Origin of the sequence: Oscillibacter sp. (assembly GCF_028693505.1) — a bacterium.
In the GTDB taxonomy this organism is placed as follows: Bacteria; Bacillota; Clostridia; order Oscillospirales; family Oscillospiraceae; genus Oscillibacter.
Genome location: NZ_JAQUVF010000003.1, coordinates 38,421 through 58,717 on the forward strand (window position 1 = coordinate 38,421; position 20,297 = coordinate 58,717).

General features: G+C 60.0%; 16 protein-coding genes, 2 tRNA genes and 1 riboswitch. Of the genes, 13 read left to right on the top strand and 5 right to left on the bottom strand.

From position 1 onward, the window contains the following. Nucleotides 1–110 precede the first annotated feature (110 nt). Complete coding sequence (locus PHI30_RS01615) at nt 111–1,490, top strand: MATE family efflux transporter (RefSeq protein ID WP_300023010.1); 1,380 nt, start codon at nt 111–113, stop codon at nt 1,488–1,490. 43 nt (nt 1,491–1,533) lie between these two features. Here PHI30_RS01615 and PHI30_RS01620 read toward each other — a convergent pair whose 3' ends face one another. Both PHI30_RS01620 and hemW read right to left on the bottom strand, forming a co-directional pair. Next, nucleotides 1,534–2,577 (bottom strand): hypothetical protein, encoded by a 1,044-nt coding sequence (locus PHI30_RS01620; protein WP_300023011.1) that lies wholly within the window; start codon nt 2,575–2,577, stop codon nt 1,534–1,536. Between the two features lie 11 nt (nt 2,578–2,588). After that, nucleotides 2,589–3,800: a radical SAM family heme chaperone HemW gene (hemW, locus tag PHI30_RS01625; protein ID WP_300023013.1), complete on the bottom strand. Its 1,212-nt coding sequence runs from the start codon at nt 3,798–3,800 to the stop codon at nt 2,589–2,591. Between the two features lie 121 nt (nt 3,801–3,921). Between hemW and spoVAC the strand changes: the two genes are divergently transcribed. Further along, entirely contained in the window at nt 3,922–4,359 is a 438-nt protein-coding gene (gene spoVAC, locus PHI30_RS01630) for a stage V sporulation protein AC (protein ID WP_300023016.1), read from the top strand. Nucleotides 4,360–4,388: 29 nt separating this feature from the next. On the opposite strand, the gene PHI30_RS01635 is transcribed toward spoVAC, so the two are convergent. Further along, entirely contained in the window at nt 4,389–5,585 is a 1,197-nt protein-coding gene (locus PHI30_RS01635; protein WP_300023141.1) for a cation:proton antiporter, read from the bottom strand. 48 nt (nt 5,586–5,633) lie between these two features. Beyond that, nucleotides 5,634–5,706, bottom strand: a riboswitch (Fluoride riboswitch). Nucleotides 5,707–6,080: 374 nt separating this feature from the next. Here PHI30_RS01635 and PHI30_RS01640 point away from each other — a divergent pair. The 10 genes from PHI30_RS01640 (at nt 6,081) to PHI30_RS01685 (ending at nt 18,037) form a co-directional block, all read left to right on the top strand. Continuing rightward, nucleotides 6,081–8,075 (top strand): toprim domain-containing protein, encoded by a 1,995-nt coding sequence (locus PHI30_RS01640; RefSeq protein ID WP_300023019.1) that lies wholly within the window; start codon nt 6,081–6,083, stop codon nt 8,073–8,075. Nucleotides 8,076–8,154: 79 nt separating this feature from the next. Next, entirely contained in the window at nt 8,155–9,975 is a 1,821-nt protein-coding gene (locus PHI30_RS01645; RefSeq protein ID WP_300023021.1) for a copper amine oxidase N-terminal domain-containing protein, read from the top strand. Between the two features lie 51 nt (nt 9,976–10,026). After that, nucleotides 10,027–12,270: a DNA topoisomerase (ATP-hydrolyzing) subunit A gene (locus tag PHI30_RS01650; RefSeq protein ID WP_300023022.1), complete on the top strand. Its 2,244-nt coding sequence runs from the start codon at nt 10,027–10,029 to the stop codon at nt 12,268–12,270. A 17-nt stretch (nt 12,271–12,287) separates the two neighbouring features. Beyond that, entirely contained in the window at nt 12,288–13,151 is an 864-nt protein-coding gene (locus PHI30_RS01655) for a YitT family protein (protein WP_300023025.1), read from the top strand. Nucleotide 13,152: 1 nt separating this feature from the next. Continuing rightward, on the top strand, nt 13,153–13,743 hold the full coding sequence (locus PHI30_RS01660; protein WP_300023027.1) for a lactate utilization protein: 591 nt from the start codon (nt 13,153–13,155) through the stop codon (nt 13,741–13,743). Between the two features lie 21 nt (nt 13,744–13,764). Further along, entirely contained in the window at nt 13,765–14,502 is a 738-nt protein-coding gene (locus PHI30_RS01665; protein WP_300023029.1) for a hypothetical protein, read from the top strand. A 60-nt stretch (nt 14,503–14,562) separates the two neighbouring features. After that, nucleotides 14,563–14,638: transfer RNA gene (locus PHI30_RS01670), tRNA-Gly, on the top strand. A 568-nt stretch (nt 14,639–15,206) separates the two neighbouring features. Beyond that, a complete protein-coding gene (locus PHI30_RS01675; protein WP_300023032.1) occupies nt 15,207–16,223 on the top strand; it encodes an ABC transporter substrate-binding protein in 1,017 nt (338 codons plus the stop codon). A gap of 109 nt (nt 16,224–16,332) precedes the next feature. Further along, nucleotides 16,333–17,271: an ABC transporter permease gene (locus PHI30_RS01680; RefSeq protein ID WP_300023035.1), complete on the top strand. Its 939-nt coding sequence runs from the start codon at nt 16,333–16,335 to the stop codon at nt 17,269–17,271. Continuing rightward, nucleotides 17,264–18,037 (top strand): ABC transporter ATP-binding protein, encoded by a 774-nt coding sequence (locus tag PHI30_RS01685; protein WP_300023038.1) that lies wholly within the window; start codon nt 17,264–17,266, stop codon nt 18,035–18,037. Before PHI30_RS01680 ends, PHI30_RS01685 begins: the two co-directional genes overlap by 8 nt. A gap of 315 nt (nt 18,038–18,352) precedes the next feature. On the opposite strand, the gene PHI30_RS01690 is transcribed toward PHI30_RS01685, so the two are convergent. Next, nucleotides 18,353–18,429 (bottom strand) — tRNA-Val (locus PHI30_RS01690). 110 nt (nt 18,430–18,539) lie between these two features. Here PHI30_RS01690 and fabG point away from each other — a divergent pair. Next, complete coding sequence (gene fabG / locus PHI30_RS01695) at nt 18,540–19,274, top strand: 3-oxoacyl-ACP reductase FabG (RefSeq protein WP_300023041.1); 735 nt, start codon at nt 18,540–18,542, stop codon at nt 19,272–19,274. A gap of 34 nt (nt 19,275–19,308) precedes the next feature. Here fabG and PHI30_RS01700 read toward each other — a convergent pair whose 3' ends face one another. Then, on the bottom strand, nt 19,309–20,064 hold the full coding sequence (locus tag PHI30_RS01700) for a LexA family transcriptional regulator (RefSeq protein ID WP_300023044.1): 756 nt from the start codon (nt 20,062–20,064) through the stop codon (nt 19,309–19,311). Between the last annotated feature and the right edge of the window lie 233 nt (nt 20,065–20,297).

Consider the following 20,297-nt stretch of genomic DNA (forward strand, 5'->3'; position numbering starts at 1 on the left):
CAAAGAAACGAAAAAGCGCGAAAAGGGCCTTGCAAAGCGGAAACGGTCTGCTTATAATGATAGGGCTGTCCAGAGGGACAGCCCTATTTTTGTGTGCAGAGGGAAGTATCATGAAGCTGGAAAACAATTTGGGAACGGACCCGGTCCGCTCTCTGGTGTGGCGCATCGCCATGCCAAGTATGCTGGCGCAGTTTGTGAGTGTGCTGTACAGCATTGTGGATCGCATCTATATCAGTAATCTTCCTGTCATCGGGGATATCGCGCTGGCCGGCGTGGGCGTGTGCGGACCGGTGGTCACCATGATCGGCGCGTTCTCCTCGCTGATCGGCGTTGGTGGCGCGCCCCTGATGAGCATTCGCATGGGCGCTGGAAAGCTGGAGGAGGCCCGCCGCATTCTTGCCAACAGCTTTTTTCTGCTTTGCGTGTGCGCTGTGATATTGCCCGCGGCGGCCTTTCCGCTGCGCCGCCCCATGCTGCTGGCCTTTGGCGCAAGCGATGCCACCTACCCCTATACCGCGACCTATTTTACCGTGTATCTCTGCGGCACGGCGTTTAACCTTTTGTCGCTGGGGCTGAATCAGTTCATCATCTGCCAGGGCTTTGCGAAAAAGGGAATGATGGCGGTGATGCTGGGGGCGGTTTTGAACATCGTGCTGGACCCCATCTTGATGTTTGCCTGCGGCATGGGCGTGCTGGGGGCGGCGCTGGCCACCGTCCTTTCCCAGTTTGCCAGCTGCGTGTATGTGCTGCGGTTCCTGTTTGGCAGGCAGGCCCCCATCCCCGTGACCTTTGGCGGCTACCACTGGCGGCTGATGGCCCGGATTTTGACGATGGGCATGACGCCCTTCCTCATCATCGCGGCGGACAATGTGATGATCATTGCCATGAATGCCGTGGCGCAGCGTTACGGCGGCGCGGCGCTGGGCGACCGGCTGGTGAGCTGCGCCACCATTGCCCAGAGCTTCATGCTGGTGGTCACCATGCCGCTGGGGGGGATTTCCTGCGGGACCCAGAGCATTCTGGCCTTTAATTACGGCGCCCGCCGGCGGGAGCGGATCTTGCAGGCGCAAAAGCTTATTTTGCTGCTGTGCGTGGGCTACACGGCGCTGCTGTTCCTGCTGGCAAGAGTGGCGGGACCGCTGTTTGTCCGCCTGTTTACCACGGACGCCGCCCTTGCCTCGGAGGCGGTCTCCGCCATCAAAATCTTTACGCTCTCCATTGTGCCGCTGGGGATTCAATATACGCTGGTGGACGGCTTTACCGGCATGGGACTTGCCCGGCTTTCCCTGCCGCTGTCCGCATTTCGGAAGGCGGTGTACTTTGTCGCACTGTTCTGGCTGCCGGCGGCGTTTGGTGTGCGGGCGGTCTTTTATGCGGAGCCGATCTCCGATATTCTCGGCCCGCTGATGAGCATTTTGGTGTACACGCTGCGCATCCGAAAAATATTGGATTTTCCGGCGGCGGAAGAAACGCCGTGCATCCACGCGTGAGAAAACCCCCACGCAGGCGAACGCCTGCGTGGGGGTTACTTTTTTATTTCCGGTCGGCGGTGTCGCTCAGACTGCGCAGGGCGTCCAGAGCCTCTTCAAAGCCCTTGGCCATGGCAGAGGGATTGGCGCGCAGCAGCCGCAGGGAGCGGCGGTAGGCGCCGTTGGAACGGCTGCGAATCGCGCTGCGGCGATCCCGGACACGCTCCAAAGCCTCGCAAAGGTCCGCGCGGCGCTCCGCAAGACGGTCTTCGGTGAGATCCGCGGCGCTCTCCAGACGGTCCTTCGCCCGCTCCAGCGCTTCGGAAATGGCGTCCAAAATCTCCAGCTTGGCGTTGGCGCGGTTTTGCAGGCGGAATTCCTCCACTGCCATGCGCCGGTTCTTGCGGGCGGTGCGCAGCGCCTGCTCCTCCCGCAGTCCGCTTTCCACCCGCTGCTTCAAAAGCGCGGCGTCCAGCTCTGTTTTGGCGCGGAAGCGGCGCAAATCCTCCTCCGCAAAGGCGGAGACCACCTCGGCCCGCTTTGCAAGACGCCGCAGGTCCTCGTTCTCCTCCGTGAGCTTGGTGAGCACCTCCCGCAGGTCCATGGCGGCCTGGAAGGAGCGCACCGCGTCCACAGTGAAGGCGGCGGTGGCCAGCAGGGCCGTCGGGTCCACCAGAAAGGAGGGAAAGCGCAGCAGCAGCCGGGCGATGGGCGGATGGATGCAGCGCACCAGCAGGATGGAGAAAAATCCCCATGCGATGGAACTGGAGAGACAGATGTGCCCGTTCAGGTTGAACCGGTGCTTGGAGTAATCCCAGTAGCGGACCTGAAAGAGCTTTTCCATGGCCGCGCCGGTGACGTATTCCAAGGCGGTGGCGGCAAGCATCCCGAACAGCCACACGAGAGGGAGCTTATTTTCCACCGGGAGTGTGGCGAAGAGGATGAGGATGGCGCCGGAGCCGTAGATGGGCAGCAGCGGGCCGTTCAAAAATCCCCGGTTGACCCACCGGCGCTGGCAAAGGGAGACGTAGCAGGACTCCCATACCCAGCCGCAAAGGCAGTAAAAGAAAAACAGCAGGACCCATTGGCCCGTGGTATAAACATGCATGAAAACGCCCCCTAATCCAGCTGTACGCGGAAATCTCCCCGGGCCGTGGCCTCGGCCCGGCGGCGCTTTTCCTCCGCTAAGGCGTCCAGCATCCCGCCGATGATCTGGTTGGAGACCAGAAAGCCATTGGGTGTGAGATGCCAGCGCTCCTCCTCGCACACGGCATAGCCCGCATGAAGGCATTCCGTGAGAAAGGGGAGAAAGCATTGGAACCGGCGGCGAAAGCGCTCTTCAAAGTCCTTGGGGTCCAGTCCCCGGGCGGTCCGCAGCCCCAGCATGACCCACTCCGTATCCCGGTCCACGGGGGGGATCTGCTCACTTTCGGACAGCATGGGCGCATGCTCCCGCACACCCCGGATATAGCCCTCCAGATCCCGCTCATAGGCGTAGCGCACGCCGCCGAAATCCGAGTGGGCTCCGGGGCCGAAGCCCGCGTACTCCGCCAGCGTCCAGTATTTCAGGTTGTGGCGGGATTCACGGCCGGGCCTTGCAAAATTGGAAATTTCGTACTGGGCATAGCCGTTTTGCCGCAGAAATTCCACGGTGTAGAGATACATGTCCGCTTGCGCCTCGTCCCCCGGCAGCGCCGATTCCGCCTGCCGGGCAAAGAGCGGCGTCCCCTCCTCCACCTTCAGCCCGTAACAGGAGAGGTGCTCCGGAGATGCCGCCACGGCGGCGGCAAGATTCAGCTGCCACTGCGCGGGCGTTTGGTGGGGCAGGCCGTAGATCAGGTCCAGCGAGAGGTTTTCAAATTTGGCCTTCCGGGCGGCTTCCACCGCCGCCGTGACCTGCGCCATGGTGTGCACCCGGCCAATCTCCTTTAGCTCCCGGTCGCAGGCGGACTGCATGCCGAGGGACAACCGGTTGAATCCCGCCCGGCGGAGCGCGCGCAGTGCCTTCCAGTCCCCGGCGGAGTCCGGATTGGCCTCCAGCGTGATCTCCGCGCCTTTGGACATGTGATAGCTCTTCAGCACGACCTTTAGAATTTTCACCAGCCGTTTTTCACCAAAATAGCTGGGGGTGCCGCCGCCGAAGTAGACGGTGTCCACCAGATGTCCGCTGGCAAAGGGGGCGACCTCCAAAAGATGGGCGCACAGCGCGTCCACATAGTCGTCCATGCGGTGGTCCTGCCCGGAGAGAGAGTAAAAATCGCAGTAGGCGCATTTTTGCTTGCAGAAGGGAATGTGAATATACAGCCCCAAGGGCCGCAGGGTGGTTTTCATAGGGCTTCCTCCAGTGTGATATCTTTTACAGTCTACCTCTTTCCACCCCGGTTTGCAACAGCACATATTTTTTGCCAACGCGGGTAACACTAGGAGAAACGTTCTGGAAAGAGGGATTTCTATGGATATGACGCCGAAAGAATATCAGCAATATGTGCAGCAAAAGGCAAAAAAATCGCCCATGGTCAAAGATGTGGCGCTGGCCTTTGTCATCGGCGGACTGATCTGCGTGCTGGGACAGCTGATCCAAAACGGCTGGGCCGCATCGGGGCTGAGTCAGGAGGACGCCGGGACCGCCACCTCCTGCTCGCTGGTGCTGCTCTCCGCCCTGCTGACGGGGTTCAACCTGTACAATAAGATCGCCCGCTTCGGCGGCGCCGGGACGCTGGTGCCCATCACCGGCTTTGCAAACGCTGTGGTCTCACCCGCCATCGACTTTAAAAGCGAGGGCTTTGTCACCGGCATGGCCGCCAAAATGTTTACCGTGGCGGGGCCTGTGATCGTGTTCGGCACGCTGGCCTCGGTGATCTACGGCATTATTTTGATGCTGATGAAATAAAAAGAACGCCGGGTCTCCCGGCGTTCTTTTTATTCCTTTTGCAGAAACCGCCGGCAGGTGGCGTCCATTCCCAGCGCGCCCAGCGGGGCGGTGAGGAGGATCGCCGTCACCGCCACCGACAAAACAAGCTTCCCGCAGGGCAGTCCCAGCGAAAGCGGCACGGACCCGATGGCGGCCTGCACGGTGGCCTTGGGAAGGTAGGCGATCATGCAGAAAAGCCGCTCCTTTCCGTCGAGAGGCGTGCGCAGCAGGCACAGCGCAACGCCCGCGGACCGCACGAGGAGCGCCAGTGCGATCATTGCCAGCACCCCCGGGCCGGCCGAGAGCGTGTAGCGGATATCCACCGCTGCGCCCACCAGCACGAAGAGGATCACTTCCGCCGCAAGCCACAGCTTGCCGAACTTTTCCGAAAGACGCCGGGAAACGGCGGGGGCGGTGACGCTTTGCAGCGCGCAGGCCATGGCGATGACGGCCAGCAGGCCCGACAGGGGGACAAGGCCCTCTAACGCCTCCTCCAACGCCGGAAGCAGCAGGGCAATGCTCAGCACAATGATGACCTTGACGCTGCCTCGGATGGTGTGGGAGCGGGCGTGGCAAAGCTCAAAAAACCGGCCCAGCGCCGCGCCTGCCAGCGCCCCTGCGGCAATGCCCAGCAAAATAGAGACCGGGACGCCCGCCAAAGCGCCCAGCCCCGGTTCTCCGCCCTGGGCCATGCCGGTGAAGGTGGTGAAGAGGACGATGACGAACACGTCGTCCAAAGAGGCGCCCGCAAGCAGCATCTGGGGAATGCGCTTTTCGGTGCCCCGGTGCTCCTCCATCAGCTGCACCATGCGGGGTACCACCACCGCCGGGGAGACTGCCGCCAGCACCGCACCCATGACGGCGGCCTCCACCCGGGAGAGTCCCAGAAGGAGGGGGGCAAGGAGGACGTAGGCCAGAATCTCAAAGCTGGCGGGCAGAAAGCTCAAAAGCAGGGCGGGCCGCCCCACGGCCTTCAGATCCCGGAGGTCCAGAGAAAGCCCTGCCTTGATGAGGATGATGACCAGCGCCATCTTCCGCAGGTCGGGAGAAATGGAGAGAATGGAGGGGTCCAGCAGGTCCAAAACAAACGGACCCAGCAAAATGCCCGTAAGCAGCATCCCGATGATGCGGGGCAGACCCACTCTGCGGCACAAAGCCGCCATGGTAAGCCCCACCAGAAAAATAAGCGCCAGAGACGTCAGCATCAAAAAACCTCCTTAAAACGCAAAAAAGCCGAGGGCTTCTGCGCGCACAGCATCACAGAAGTCATCAGCTTAAAAAAGCGGTTTCGGTCGCCCGTGGGAGAACTTCATTCCCGTTTCCTAGAATACCATGCCGAAATCCGGGGGTCAAGGGGGGCTTTCCGGCGGCCTGACGGGGCATTCCTGTTTTTTGCCCCGCCAAATTGCCGCAGGCAGCCGGTTTTGTGCGGGGCAGTCATTTTTTTGCAGTTGAGAAGTTTACATAACGGTGTGGAAAAAGCTGTGGAAAATGTGCAAAACCCAGAAATATGAACGGTTTATGAAGGTGACAACCGGGTTATGAGAAAATTTACGCAAGAACATTTTCTCGAAAAACGCGCCTTTGGAGTGGGAAAAGGCGGGAAAGAGCCCTCCGGCGGAACACTTGAACCGATGGGCGGGGTGTGATACAATACCTCATATTGAAATGACGGCAGTTTCTGCCTTTTCGGAGGAACTATGGCAACAAAGAAGCAAGCTTATGGCAATGAGAGCATCTCATCCCTGAAGGGAGCGGACCGGGTCCGCAAGCGGCCCGGCGTAATTTTCGGGTCTGACGGACTGGACGGGTGCGAGCACGCGGTGTTCGAGATTTTGTCCAACTCCATCGACGAGGCCCGGGAAGGGCACGGACAAAGCATCACCGTCAAGCGCTACGCGGACCATTCCGTGGAGGTGGAGGACGGGGGCCGCGGGTGCCCTGTGGACTGGAACGAGAAGGAGCAGCGCTACAACTGGGAGCTGGTGTACTGCGAGCTGTACGCCGGCGGCAAGTACGACAACGCCACGGGGGAGAGCTACGAGTACTCCCTCGGTCTCAACGGTTTGGGCGCCTGCTCCACCCAGTACGCCGCCCGGTATATGGACGTGACGGTGTGGCGGGACGGCTTTGAATATACGCTGCATTTTGAGCGCGGCGAGCTGGTGGGCGAGCTGGGAAAGACGCCGCTGCCCAAAAATCAGGCCAAAAAGACCGGCACCCGCACCCACTGGCTGCCGGATTTGGATGTGTTCACCGACATTGCCATCCCGGCGGAATATTTTGCCGACGTGATGAAGCGGCAGGCGGTGGTGAACGCGGGCATCACCTTCCGCCTGCGCAATGAGACGGAGCCGGGCAAATTCGAGGAGTCGGAATTCTTTTATGAAAACGGCATCGCGGACTATGTTGCGGAGCTGGCGGGGGAGGAAAGTCTCACCACGCCGGTTTTCTGGCAGGCGGAGAAAAAGGGCCGGGACCGGGCGGACAAGCCGGAATACAAGGTCAAGCTCAGCGTGTCCTTCTGCTTTTCCAACAAGGTGAATGTGATCGAGCACTACCACAACTCCAGTTGGCTGGAGCACGGCGGCAGCCCGGAAAAGGCCACGAAAACGGCCTTCGTCTCCGGGATCGACAGCTATCTGCGCCAGCAGAACAAATACCAAAAGAGCGAGAGCAAAATCACGTGGGCGGACGTGGAGGACTGCATTGTGCTGGTCTCCAACAACTTCTCCACCCAGACCTCCTATGAAAACCAGACGAAAAAGTCCATCACCAACAAATTCGTGCAGGAGGCCATGAACGAGTTTTTGCGCTCGAATCTGGAGATTTACTTCATTGAAAACCACTTTGACGCGGAGAAGATTGCCGAGCAGGTCCTCATCAACAAGCGCTCCCGGGAGAGCGCGGAGAAGGCCCGGCTGAACATCAAAAACAAGCTATCCGCCAACATCAGCATTGCGGACCGGGTCCAGAAATTTGTGGACTGCCGGTCCAAGGACCCGGGAAGGCGCGAGATCTACATCGTGGAGGGCGACTCCGCTCTGGGCAGCGTCAAGCTGAGCCGGGACGCGGAGTATCAGGGCATCATGCCCATCCGCGGCAAGATTTTGAACTGCCTGAAGGCGGACTACGCCCGCATTTTCAAAAGTGACATCATCATGGACCTCATCCGCGTGCTGGGCTGCGGCGTGGAGGTCCAGAACAAGCACGTGAAGAACATGGCCGCCTTCGACCTTGCCAACTTCCGGTGGAGCAAGGTGGTCATCTGCACCGATGGCGACGTGGACGGCTTCCAGATCCGGACGCTGATCCTCACCATGCTCTACCGCCTCACCCCCACCCTCATCCGGGACGGCTATGTGTATATCGCGGAGACGCCGCTCTTTGAAATCACCTGCGGTGAGAAAACGTGGTTTGCCTACTCCGACAAGGAAAAGAACAACATCCTCAAGGAGCTGGAGGGGAAGAAGGTCAAGATCGACCGGTCCAAGGGCCTTGGCGAGAACGACCCGGACATGATGTGGCTCACCACCATGAATCCGGCCACCCGGCGGCTCATCCGGGTCATGCCGGAGGATGTGGCCCGGACGGCGGACGCCTTTGACCTGCTGCTGGGAGACAATTTGCAGGGCCGCAAGGACCACATTGCCGAAAACGGCTATAAATATCTTGAAATGGCGGATATTTCATAAAAGCAGAGAATGGGACGTCCCCCGGCGAACTTGTGCCATACGGTCCTGGGACCGAATTGTGTGAAGAAAGAAGGAGACTATGATGAAGCGAATCCTTGCTCTGGCACTGACTTTTGTTTTGGCGATTTCCCTGGCACTTCCCGCCGTCGCGGCGGAGGAGCTGAACCCGCCGCTGTGGCAGGAGTTTGGCTGCGCGTCCCGGGAGGAATGCATCACCGATTGGTTTGGCGGGGACGAGAGCGCCTATCAGTCCGTGATCGATTCCCGGCTGGAACGGGAGCGGTGGGAGACCACCATGGCCGACGAGATCGCTGCCTTCGACGCCGACGCGTATTGGGATTCCGGCGCGTGCTGGATGTCCACGTACTATGCGTCCAAGGAGGAGTTCATGGAGGAGTGGCTGCTGGAGACCGAGGAGGACTTCCGCGCCTGTATGCTGGAGGACTGGCTGGACGAGCAGTGGTGGGCCTATGAAAAAGCCACGGAGGTGGAGCGCACCCGGGCGAAGCTGGGCGGCGTGGAAGGCCAGATCGGCGTGATGCTGGACGGCAAGTACATCCAATTCCCCGACGCCGTGCCGGAGATGAAAGACGGCCGGACCATGGTGCCCTGCCGGCCGCTGCTGGAGGCGCTGGGCTTTACGGTTGGCGGAGGGGACGGTCAGGTGACCGGCACGTGCTCCGGCCAGATTCTGCGTTTCCGGGTGGGCGAGCGCACGGCGCAGCTTGCCACGGCGGATGGCAGTAAGGTCTCTACCATCGATCTGGGCGCGCCCAGCTATTACAAAAACGGCCGCACGTACATCCCCGTCCGCGCCGTCGCCGAGGCGCTGGGCTGCGACGTTTTCTGGGACAGCGACTATGAAACGGCGGTGCTGCTGCAGCGCTCTGCCGTGGAGGAACAGTTGAACGAAAACTTTACGGTGCTCAATCAGATGCTTTCCTCCATGATCCGGGACGCGGATAAAAATTACAAGACCGCGGTGCGCATGGACGCGGATCTCACCATGCTGGATTCCATCAACGGCGATAAGACCTATCATATGAACGCCGATGTGGAAATCCTGCAAAGCGGGAATGTGCTGAACCTGACCGCAAACATGAACCTTGCCGCCCTGCTGGACGTGGAAGATTTGGCAGATGAGTTGTCCCCGACGGAGCTGCTGGCGCTGCGCACGACGCTGCGGAACACAAAGGTGCAGGTCATTTACGATGGCGACGAAGGGGTGCTCTATGCCAAGCTGCCGGCGCTGTCTCTGCTGACATACGGCGCGTATCCCAGCAACAGCTGGCTTTCCATGGACGTGGGCACGGCAGAGGAGCTGGGCGGCATGACCAGCGGCGCTTCTGTGGGCGCGCTGCTGTATGAGAGCGAGCTCCGCTGGGCGGACATGGGCAGTTATTTTGGCACAAGCCCCGTTTTCCTGTATGGGGAGATGCTGGGGAGCGCAGAGCAGGCGGCGGCGTATCTTGGGGACAGCTGCTTTGCCCAAAACGGCGGATACAGCGTGCTGCGCTACGGACAAGAGGAGTATGAGGCCGCGCTGGAGGCCCAGTATGGCGAGGGCGCTGCGGACTGGGCCAGCGATTTTGAGCAGCTGGATGTGGAATTGAAGGTGGCCCGCTCCGGCGAGGCGACCTACCGGGTGCTCATGCAGACCAAGAACAGCTACTATGGCGACGAGGTGTTTTTGGTGGATGCCTCCGGCAGCGTCTCGGCGACCAAGGTGGACATGAAGCTGCTCTTCAAGCTGAAAAATGAGCTGAATCTCACACTGCGCTACACGGCGGACACCGCCGTCACCACCCAGGCCCCCGTCACCGCGCCGGCGGCTGGCGAGACCGTCATCGACCCCTATGAGGACCTGTACGGGGAGTGGGACCCGGCCCCGGCTGCCTGACGCGCCGGCGGGCCTTCCCCGCAAAATCAACGAACAAAAGGAACCGAACGTATGCCGAAGAAAAAGCAGCCTGAAACGGGCAAAGAGAAAGTGAACAATCCCAACGTGATGGGACTTCACGCGGCGGTGGTGGAGCAGTCCATCACCGACACGCTGGAAGTAAACTATATGCCCTACGCGATGTCCGTCATCGTCTCCCGGGCCATCCCGGAGATCGACGGGTTCAAGCCCTCCCACCGCAAGCTCCTCTACACCATGTATAAAATGGGGCTTTTGACGGGCGCGCGGACGAAATCCGCCAACATCGTGGGCCAGACCATGCGCTTAAACCCCCACGGAGACGCCGCTATTTACGACACCATGGTGCGGCTCTCCCGGGGCTACGGCGCACTGCTGACGCCCTTTGTGGATTCCAAGGGCAACTTCGGCAAGGCGTATTCCCGGGATATGGCATGGGCCGCGCCCCGGTACACCGAGGCAAAGCTCACCGCCATGTGCGGCGAGCTGTTCCGGGACATCGACAGCGACACGGTGGACTTTACGGACAACTACGACAACACCACCAAGGAACCGGTGCTGCTGCCCACCACCTTCCCCAACATTCTGGTCTCCGCCAACAGCGGCATTGCCGTGGGCATGGCGTCCCAGTTTTGCGGCTTCAACCTCAAAGAGGTCTGCGACACCACCACGGCCTATTTGAAAAACCCCGGCTGTGATTTAAGCGAAACGCTGCTGGGTCCGGACTTTCCCACCGGGGGAGAGCTGCTGTGCGACGAGGGCGCTCTGCGGGAGATCTATGAAACCGGGCGGGGCAGCGTCCGGGTGCGGGCGAAGTACCGCTATGTCAAGGAAGAGAACCTGATCGAAATTTACGAGGTCCCTTACTCCACCACGGTGGAGGCCATTTTGGACAAGGTGGCGGAGCTCATCAAGGCGGGCAAGGCCAAGGAAATTGCGGACATGCGGGACGAGACGGACCTCTCCGGCTTGAAGCTGACCATCGACCTCAAGCGGGGTACGGACCCGGACAAGCTGATGGCGAGACTGTTCCGCCAGACCACGCTGGAGGATTCGTTTTCCTGCAACTTCAACGTGCTGATCGCGGGCATGCCCAAGGTTTTGGGCGTGCGGCAGATTTTGGAGGAGTGGACCGCGTGGCGGACGGAGTCCGTCCGCCGCCGGGTCTACTTTGTCCTTTCCCGGCGTAAGGAAAAGCTGCACCTTTTAAAGGGCCTCCAGCGCATCCTGCTGGACATCGACAAGGCCATCCGGGTCATTCGGGAGACGGAGGAGGAGTCCGAGGTCATCCCCAACCTGATGATCGGCTTTGGCATCGATCAGGTCCAGGCGGAGTATGTGGCGGAGATCAAGCTGCGCAACATCAACAAGGAGTATATCCTCAAGCGGGTCAACGAGACCGAAGCCCTTCAAACGGAGATCGACAATCTGGAGGACATCCTCTCCGACGCCAAGCGGGTCCGGAAAATCATCGTGGACGAGCTGAGCGAGGTGGCGAAAAAGTACGGCGAACCCCGTCGCACCACCCTGCGGTACAGCCACGAGATTGAGACCTTTGACGAGGACGAGGCGGCGGAGGAGTACCCCGTGTGCGTATTCCTCTCCCGGGAGGGGTACTTTAAAAAGATCACGCCCCTGAGTCTGCGGATGAGCGGCGAGCAGAAATTCAAGGAGGGCGACAGTCTGCGCCAGTGCTTTGAAACCACCAGCAACGCCGAGATCATGTTCTTTACGGACCGGTGTCAGGTGTACAAGACCCGGCTTGGGGAGTTTGAGGACGCCAAGGCAAGCCTTTTGGGAGACTATCTGCCCGTCAAGCTGGGCATGGACGCGGGGGAAGCGGTGATTTATGCCGTTTTGCCCGGGACCTATACCGGCGGCATGCTGTTCTTCTTTGAAAACGGCAAGGTGGCCCGGGTGGCGCTGTCCGCCTATCAGACCACCTCCAACCGCCGCAAGCTCACCGGCGCGTACTCCGACAAATCACCCCTTTGCTGCATCCGCCGGGTGGATGAGGACAGCGAGCTGGCGGTCTACTCCACGGAGCCCCGGTGCCTGATCTTCCACACCGCGCTGCTGACGCCCAAAACCACCCGCACCACCCAGGGCGTGGCGGTGATGACTTTGAAACCCAAATACCGGCTGGACACTGCGGCGGCGCCGGAGGAGACTTCCATCTCCAACCAGAGCCGTTACCGCGTCCGGGTGCTCCCCGCGGCGGGGGCCCTGCTGCGGCAGGAGGACTCTGAGGAGCAGCAGCTTGGGCTGCTGGATTAAAAAGCGGCTATGAAAGAATGGCTATGAAAGAACGCTTGAAAAACTATGGGGTCATCACGCTGGGGTCGCTGCTCTTCGCGCTGGGCTTCGACTGGCTGTTTGCGCCCAATCAGGTGGCCATGGGCGGGGTCACGGGCCTTGCGCAGGTCGTCAACGCGCTTTGGCCGCTTCTGCCGGTGGGCACGCTGACGCTTGTGATGAACATTCCGCTGTTTCTGGCAGGCTGGAAGCTCATCGGGTTCCATCTGCTGGCGTCCTCCCTTTTTTCCATGGCGGTCAGCTCTCTTGCCATCGATGCCATCGCGGCGCTCCATACCTTTGCGCCGGTGGACCCGATGCTGGCAAGTCTTTGCGGCGGCGCGATGCTGGGCGTGGGCCTTGGCCTGGTTTTCTCTCGGGGAGCTACCACCGGCGGTACGGATATCGTGGCCCGGCTGCTGAAACTGAAGTTTCCGTGGCTGCCCATGGGCAAGCTGATGCTCCTTCCGGACGGGGTGGTGCTGCTGCTGGCGGCGCTGGCCTTTGGCAATGTGGCGGCGGCTTTGTACGGGGGCGTGGCGCTGTTTGTCACCTCCCGGGTGATGGACACCGTCCTTTACGGGCTGGACACCTCCAAGGTGGCCTATATCATCTCCGACAGCTGGCGGACCATTGCGGACGTGCTCTTGAGGGAACAGGGCCGGGGCGTCACGATTCTGCGGGGAGAGGGCGCTTATACCAACCGGGAAAAACAGGTTTTGATGGTGGCGTTCCGGCAAAAGGATATTGTGCAGATCAAACACACGGTGCGGGATATTGATTCCGGGGCATTTCTGATTGTTTGCGACGCCCATGAGGTACTGGGCGAAGGATTTGGGGATTATCAGAAGGAGGAAATTTAACATGGCACTGGAAACGGCAAGAAAAAATCTGGAGGCGCTGGGCTATCAGGTCCAAACCTTTTCCACCGGAGCCGAGGCGGCGGCCTATCTGGACGCGGCCATTGACGGGAAAACGGTGGGTGTGGGTGGCAGCGTGACCGTGCAGGAGCTGAAGCTTTACGAGAAGCTCTCTGCCCACAATACGGTTTTCTGGCACTGGGCCAATGGAGCCGCCGAGCGGGAGAAGGCAATGAGAGCCGAGGTGTATTTGACGTCCGTCAACGGCCTCGCGGAAACCGGGGAGATCATCAATATCGACGGCGCGGGCAACCGGGTAGCGTCCACGCTGTACGGCCACCGCAAGGTCTACTTTGTCATCGGCAGCAACAAGCTGGCCCCCACCTATGACGAGGCGCTGTGGCGGGCGAGAAATATTGCAGCCCCCAAAAACGCCCAGCGGCTCCAGTGCAAAACGCCCTGCGCCGTGAAGGGGGACCGCTGCTACGACTGCAAGAGCCCGGAGCGCATCTGCCGGGGACTCACGGTTTTGTGGCGGCCCATGATGGGCGTGGAGATGGAAGTCGTTTTGGTGGACGAGGCCCTTGGCTACTGATTCCGGAAAGGAGGCGCGCCCATGAAGCTGCGCTGGATCGCCCTGTGTGCCGCAGTGTGTCTGCTGACAGGCTGCGCCCCTCTGCTGGAGCGGACATACAGCACTGCCGAGCCGCACAGCAGCAAGTTCTGGGAGAGCGAGGCCGCCGGAACGCTCCGGGCGGAAAACCATCAGGATATTGTCAACGACCTGCTGCTTTTGATCGGCCAGCATACGGATGCCGCCACCCTGCGTCTTTATAATTTTAAGGACGATATGACGGTAGCGGAGACGCTGGAAAAGGCCACCACGGAAATTAAGCAGGAAACGCCCATGGGCGCTTACGCCGTGGAGTACATCACCTCCTCCAGTCAGGCCCAGCGGGGGTATTACGAGATCGCCGTGCAAATCAGCTACCGCAGAACGGCGGAGCAGATTCAGGCGGTGGTGAACGCCACCAGTCCGGAGGCGCTGTACAGTCTGCTGGAAACGGCGCTGGACGACGGGCGGAGCGAGCTTGCCGTGCGGATCGGCTATTGGGGCAAGGACGGGCAAAGTCAGGTGGAGGATGCGGTCAGCCGCCTGCGGGAGGACCGGGGGTTGACGGAAACGCCCCCGTGGCTCGTCAGCGAGTATCCCTCCACCGGCTCTGTGGGGCTGATCGAATTTTTGCTGGAAACACCCGAAACGCCGGAGGACGCACCGGTGGAAGGAACGCTGGAAATCCCCACGCAGAACGTGGAACTGGCGCTGCTTCCCAGACCGGCCGGAGAAAATTGAGAAAAAAAGAAGAAAAATCTTGACAAGGAGCATAAGCTTTGGTAGAATACTCCTTGTTCCGCGGGCGTAGCTCATCTGGTAGAGCGCCACCTTGCCAAGGTGGAGGTAGCGAGTTCGAGCCTCGTCGCCCGCTCCAAAAAGAAAAGACATCCTTCGGGATGTCTTTTCTTTTTGGAGCGGGGTGGTTCGCGATTTGAGGGAAAACTTCCCGGCGGTGGGGCGGGTAAAAACGCGGCGCTTTGAACCAAGTGAAAAAGTTTGTGCAAAATAGTAGTTGACATTTTCCTGCCCAATGCGTATAATGCAAAGCAATCAAATACGAAACCTATGAGCAAGAGGAGTATCCGGCGGAGGTCACCTTTCAGAGAGCTGCGGGTGGTGGGATCGCGGCAGAGAACTTTCCGGTGAATGGACTTGCGAGGGCAGAGCGAACGGCCACAGGCTCAGTAGCGGCTGACGGGAACCGCACCCGTTACCATGGCGGCGCGTATGAAGTACGCGGAGCGAGCGGGCGCAATGCGTCAACTTGGGTGGTACCGCAGGATGGAAGTCTTGTCCCAGTTATGGGACAGGGCTTTTTTATTTTTATCTGAGGAGGACGGAAACATGAAACAGGATACCAGACGATGGCGCGGCGCCAAGCAGCAGAACCTGAGCCGTCATCCACACTTTTAAAATACTGAATTTGAATGGAGAAATTAACCATGAAAAACTTTCATAAATTTTTATCTGCCGCGCTGGCTTTGACGCTGGCCCTCTCCCTGAGTGCCTGCGGCGGCAAAGCCGAACCGTCTGTGGACCCCAACCCTGCGCCCGGCGAGGAAGATAGCGCCAAGTATCTCATCGGCATCTCCCAGTTCGGGGAGCACGCCTCACTGGACAACTGCCGGGAAGGCTTTTTGCAGGGACTTGAGCAGGCGGGTCTCGTGGAGGGCGAGGATTTCACGTTGGACTATCAAAACGCCGGCTTTGACCCCGCCGTTGCAACACAGATCGGGCAGGGCTTTTCTGCGGAGAATGCGGATTTGATGGTGGGAATCGCCACGCCTTCCGCAGTGGCTTGCTATGCCGCCGCCGAGGATAAAGACATCCCCGTGATCTTCACCGCCATCACCGACCCCGTGGAGGCAAAACTGGACACCGGAAACGTGACCGGCACCTCCGACAAGCTCCCGGTGGAGGCCCAGCTGGACATGATCCGCCAGATGCAGCCCAACGCCAAGACCATCGGCATCATCTACACCACCAGCGAAGCAAACTCCGTTTCCGCCATCGCGGAGTATCAGGAGAAGGCGTCGGACTACGGCTTCACCGTGGATGTGGTGGGTGTTACCGCCCAGTCCGAGGTGACACAGGCTGTCGACACGCTGATCGCCCACGGCGTGGACTGCTTTTCTAATCTCACCGACAACACCGTGGTGGGTGTGCTGGCTGCGATTCTGGAAAAGACCAATGAAGTGGGGATCCCCGTCTATGGCTCCGAGGTGGAGCAGGTGAAGCTGGGCTGCGTGGCTGCCGCCGGCATCGACTACGTGCAGCTGGGCATCAAGACAGGACTCATGGCCGCCAAGGTCCTGCGGGGCGAGGCCGCCTGCGAGGATTTGCAGTACGAGACCATCACCGATTACAACACGTACGTGAACTCCGAGGCGCTGGACGCCATGGGCATCACGCTCCCACAGGCGGTGGCTGACAAGGCTGTGGAGGCCGCGCAGGCCTGAGAACGATACCCTACTATAACAAGGAAAAAGCGCGCTCCCCACGGCCTCAGTTGTGGGGAGCGCAGGCCCGCCTTCGCGGCGGCGCTTACTTTCTGAGAGGAGTGGTTTTATGATCGACCTGCTGCTCAGCACGCTGACGCAGGGACTGATTTATGCGTTGATTTCCTTTGGCGTCTACATCACCTATTCCATTTTGGATTTCCCTGATCTGGGTGTGGACGGCACCTTTCCCCTTGGCGCGGCGGTCACCGCCGTGCTGCTGGTTCGGGGCGTGGACCCGTGGATGACGCTGGTGATCGCCCTGGCGGTGGGCGCACTGGCGGGATTGTTCACCGGAATCATCAACGTGTGCCTGAAGGTGCGCAATCTCCTGGCGGGTATCATCACCATGACCGCGCTGTTTTCCGTCAATCTCCAGATCGCCGGGTCGAACCTGACGGTGGAGCGAAGCGTGGATACCATTTTCACTGCCCCGCTCACCATGGCGCTTTTCGGCAAGCTGGGACTGATGGAGCGCAAGCTGATCGTCTCGCTGGTGCTGGTGATCGTGGTCAAGCTGCTGATGGACGGGTACTTTCGCACCAAGTCCGGCCTGCTGCTGCGGGCGGTGGGCGATAACGCGGGACTCGTCACAACGCTTGGCAAGAACCGGGGCGTGGTGAAAATTCTGGGGCTTGTGATCTCCAACGCGCTGGTGGCGCTGGCGGGCTGCGTCGTCTGCCATGAACAGCGCAGCTTTTCCGCCACCATGGGCACCGGCCAGCTGGTTTACGGTCTGGCGGCGGTCATCATCGGCGTCTCTCTAGCAAATTTCTACGCCGGCTCTGCCCCGGCCCGGGCGCTGCGGGGCGTCCGCGGCGCGCGCTTTTTCGCCTCCCCCACCGGCACCACTGCCGTCGTCCTCGGCAGCATTCTCTACAAGCTCTGCATTCAGGTGGCGCTGAGTGTGGGCCTTCCCGCCAATATGATGAAACTCGTCACCGCCATCTTGTTTTTGCTGGTGCTGGTGCTGTCGGGAAGGAAAGGAGAGGCGATCATCCATGCTTGAGGTACGAAATATCACAAAGGTCTACAACCCCGGCAGCGTGACGGAGCAGCGCCTGTTTGAGAATTTCTCCCTGACGGTGGACGACGGGCAGTTTGTGGCCATCGTTGGCAGCAACGGCAGCGGAAAGACCTCCCTGCTCAACATCATCTGCGGCTCCATTCCCGTTGACGGAGGCGATGTGCTGGTAGGCGGCAAGAATATCACCCGGATGAAGGACTACAAGCGCTATGCCACCATGGGTCGGGTCTATCAGGACCCCGGGGCGGGGACCTGCCCCAACCTGACCATGCTGGAAAACCTGTCTCTGGCAGATCACAAGGGCCAGCCCTTCGGCCTTGGGCGGGGCGTCAATCGCAAACGCCGGGACTTTTACCGCCAGCAGCTCCAGTCCCTGGGACTGGGGCTGGAGGATAAGCTGGATGTGCGCATGGGCGCTCTTTCCGGCGGCCAGCGGCAGGCCGTGGCGCTGCTGATGGCCACCATGACGCCGCTGCAATTCCTGATCCTGGATGAGCACACGGCGGCGCTGGACCCCAAGACTGCGGAGGTCATCATGCGCCTGACCGATCAGGTGGTGCGGGAGAAGCACCTCACCGCCATGATGGTGACCCACAATCTGCGCTACGCCGTGGAGTACGGCGACCGCATTTTGATGATGAACCGGGGACAGGTGGTGCTGGACCGGGCCGGTGCGGAAAAAGCCGCCACGTCCACGGAGGATATTCTGAGCATGTTCAACCGCATCTCCATGGAGTGCGGCAGCTAAGGCACCTGTTAAGGGAGGAAAGGACCGTCCCCGCGGAGAGCGGGGACGATCCTTTTTTCTTGCCGCGGCCCGGAATGCGGTCCTTGGGGCGCGGCGTCGGCGGCCTGCGGCATTTCAGGCGCTCACGGCAGCGGCCCTTTTTATTTACTACCATGCTGATTTATGATATGATAATAAAAAGGCCAGATTTTCAGAAAGTGCTCAAAATAAAAAGACAATGAAGAGAATAAAATGACGGTTGTCAACAAATTATCAACAGCTTGCAAGATTTTAAAAAAGAAAAACCTCAGAGCCGTTGCGGCTCTAAGGTTTTTATGGTGGACGATACAGGACTCGAACCTGTGACCCCCTGCACGTCAAGCAGGTGCTCTAGCCAGCTGAGCTAATCGTCCGAAGCGGAACGTATATAGAATACACGAACTTTCCCCATTTGTCAACATCTTTTTTCTGATTTACCACGCTTTTCAAATCAAAAAACAACAGGAACAGGAGAACTCCTTTTATGAGACAGGTTGCATTGATTACCGGCGCTTCCCGGGGGATCGGGCGTGCCATTGCCGAAGAACTGGCGGCGGAGGGCTGGGCCGTCTGCATCAATTATCTGGAGCGCCGGGAAGCTGCCGAGGAGGTGGCCTGCCACATCCGCGCAGGCGGGGGGGAGGCCATGGCGGTGTGCGCCGACGTGGCGGACCGCGCAGCGGTGGAGGCCATGGTGCGGGCTGTGGAGGAGGACTGGGGGGGCGTTGCCCTTCTGGTGAACAATGCGGGCATTTCCCGTCAGGGCCTTTTTCAGGACCTCAGCGACGCGGATTGGGACAGGACGCTGGCGGTAAATCTCACCGGCGCCAAAAATACCATTCAGGCTGTGCTGCCCCGGATGCTGCATGAAAAACGGGGCTGCATCGTCAATATTTCCTCCATCTGGGGTCTGCGGGGCGCCAGCTGCGAGGTGGCCTACGCCTGTTCCAAGGCGGCGGTGGTGGGACTGACCCGTTCACTGGCCCTGGAGCTGGCCCCCTCCGGCATTCGGGTAAACGCGGTGGCGCCGGGCTGCATTGAAACGGACATGGTCCGGATGCTGGGGGAGGAGACCCGATCCTTGCTGGTGGAGCAGACCCCGCTGGGGCGGCTGGGTACGCCCCGGGATATCGCGCAGGCGGTGGCCTTTTTGGCCTCCCAAAAGGCGTCCTTCCTCACGGGGCAGGTGCTTACCGCCGACGGAGGCTTTATTGTCTGAGAGAAAAAACGAGCCGCAGCTGCGGCTCGTTTTTTTATGCTTTTCCCGGCAGTGGCGGGGCGTGGACGATGACCCTTCCAAAGCAGACCAGCATGCGGCCGCTGGAGGGGGTGAACATCACATCCGCGTCCGCCCGGGCCCGATTCAGGGAAAACAGATACACAATGCCCGCCGGGTCCTTGTAATATTGTTTGCACAAGATGTCTCCATCCACGCAGAAAATGCCCACGTCGCCCGCTTTGAGCGGGTCCCGGTTCACATAGGCCACGGAGCCGTCTGCAATGAAGGGGGCCATGGAATCGCCCTGAATGCGGACGGCAAACTCCGCCGCCTGAGGCACCTCGTCTGTAACGGGTGTATAGTCAAAGTCCTCCCCAAACACCGGCGCGGCGTATCCCGCGGCTGCGGGGCTCCGGTACAGCGGAATGACCCGAGGCTCCTGCGCCGGTTCTCTGGCGGTCTCCAAATCGTCCCGATAGGCGCACAGCGCGTCCACCACGGAGCATACCGTCTCCCGTCCCTTGGGGGAAAGGCCCCGGTAATGGTCGATCAGCTGCCGCTCGGTATGCGAGAGCACCTGCCTTGCCCGATGAAAGCTGTCCTGAAACAGCACGTTGGGGTCCGTGTCCAGACAGTCGAACAGGCGGAGCATAACCTCTTCCTTGGGAAAGCTGATATTCTTTTCATAGTTGCTGACCGCGGAAGGTGACACGCCCAGCAATGCCGCAAGCTCTGCCCGGGACAAGCCGATCTCTTCCCGGCGAAGCTGCATGCGCTCTCCAAATTTCATAGCCGTCACCTCCTCAATCTTCTTTCCTTATCCTACCCGATTTCAGCACACCTGTCAATTTATTTTTCACAAGTTTCTTGTAAAAATAATCTTGACATCACAAGAAACTTGTGTTAATGTATCTGTATTCACAAGAAACTTGTAAATAACGGCTGAATTTACAAGAACTTGTCGAACCGGGCAAAAAGCCGTCGCAAAGTCTGCAAGCAGCGTACAGCAAATAAAAAAATCCC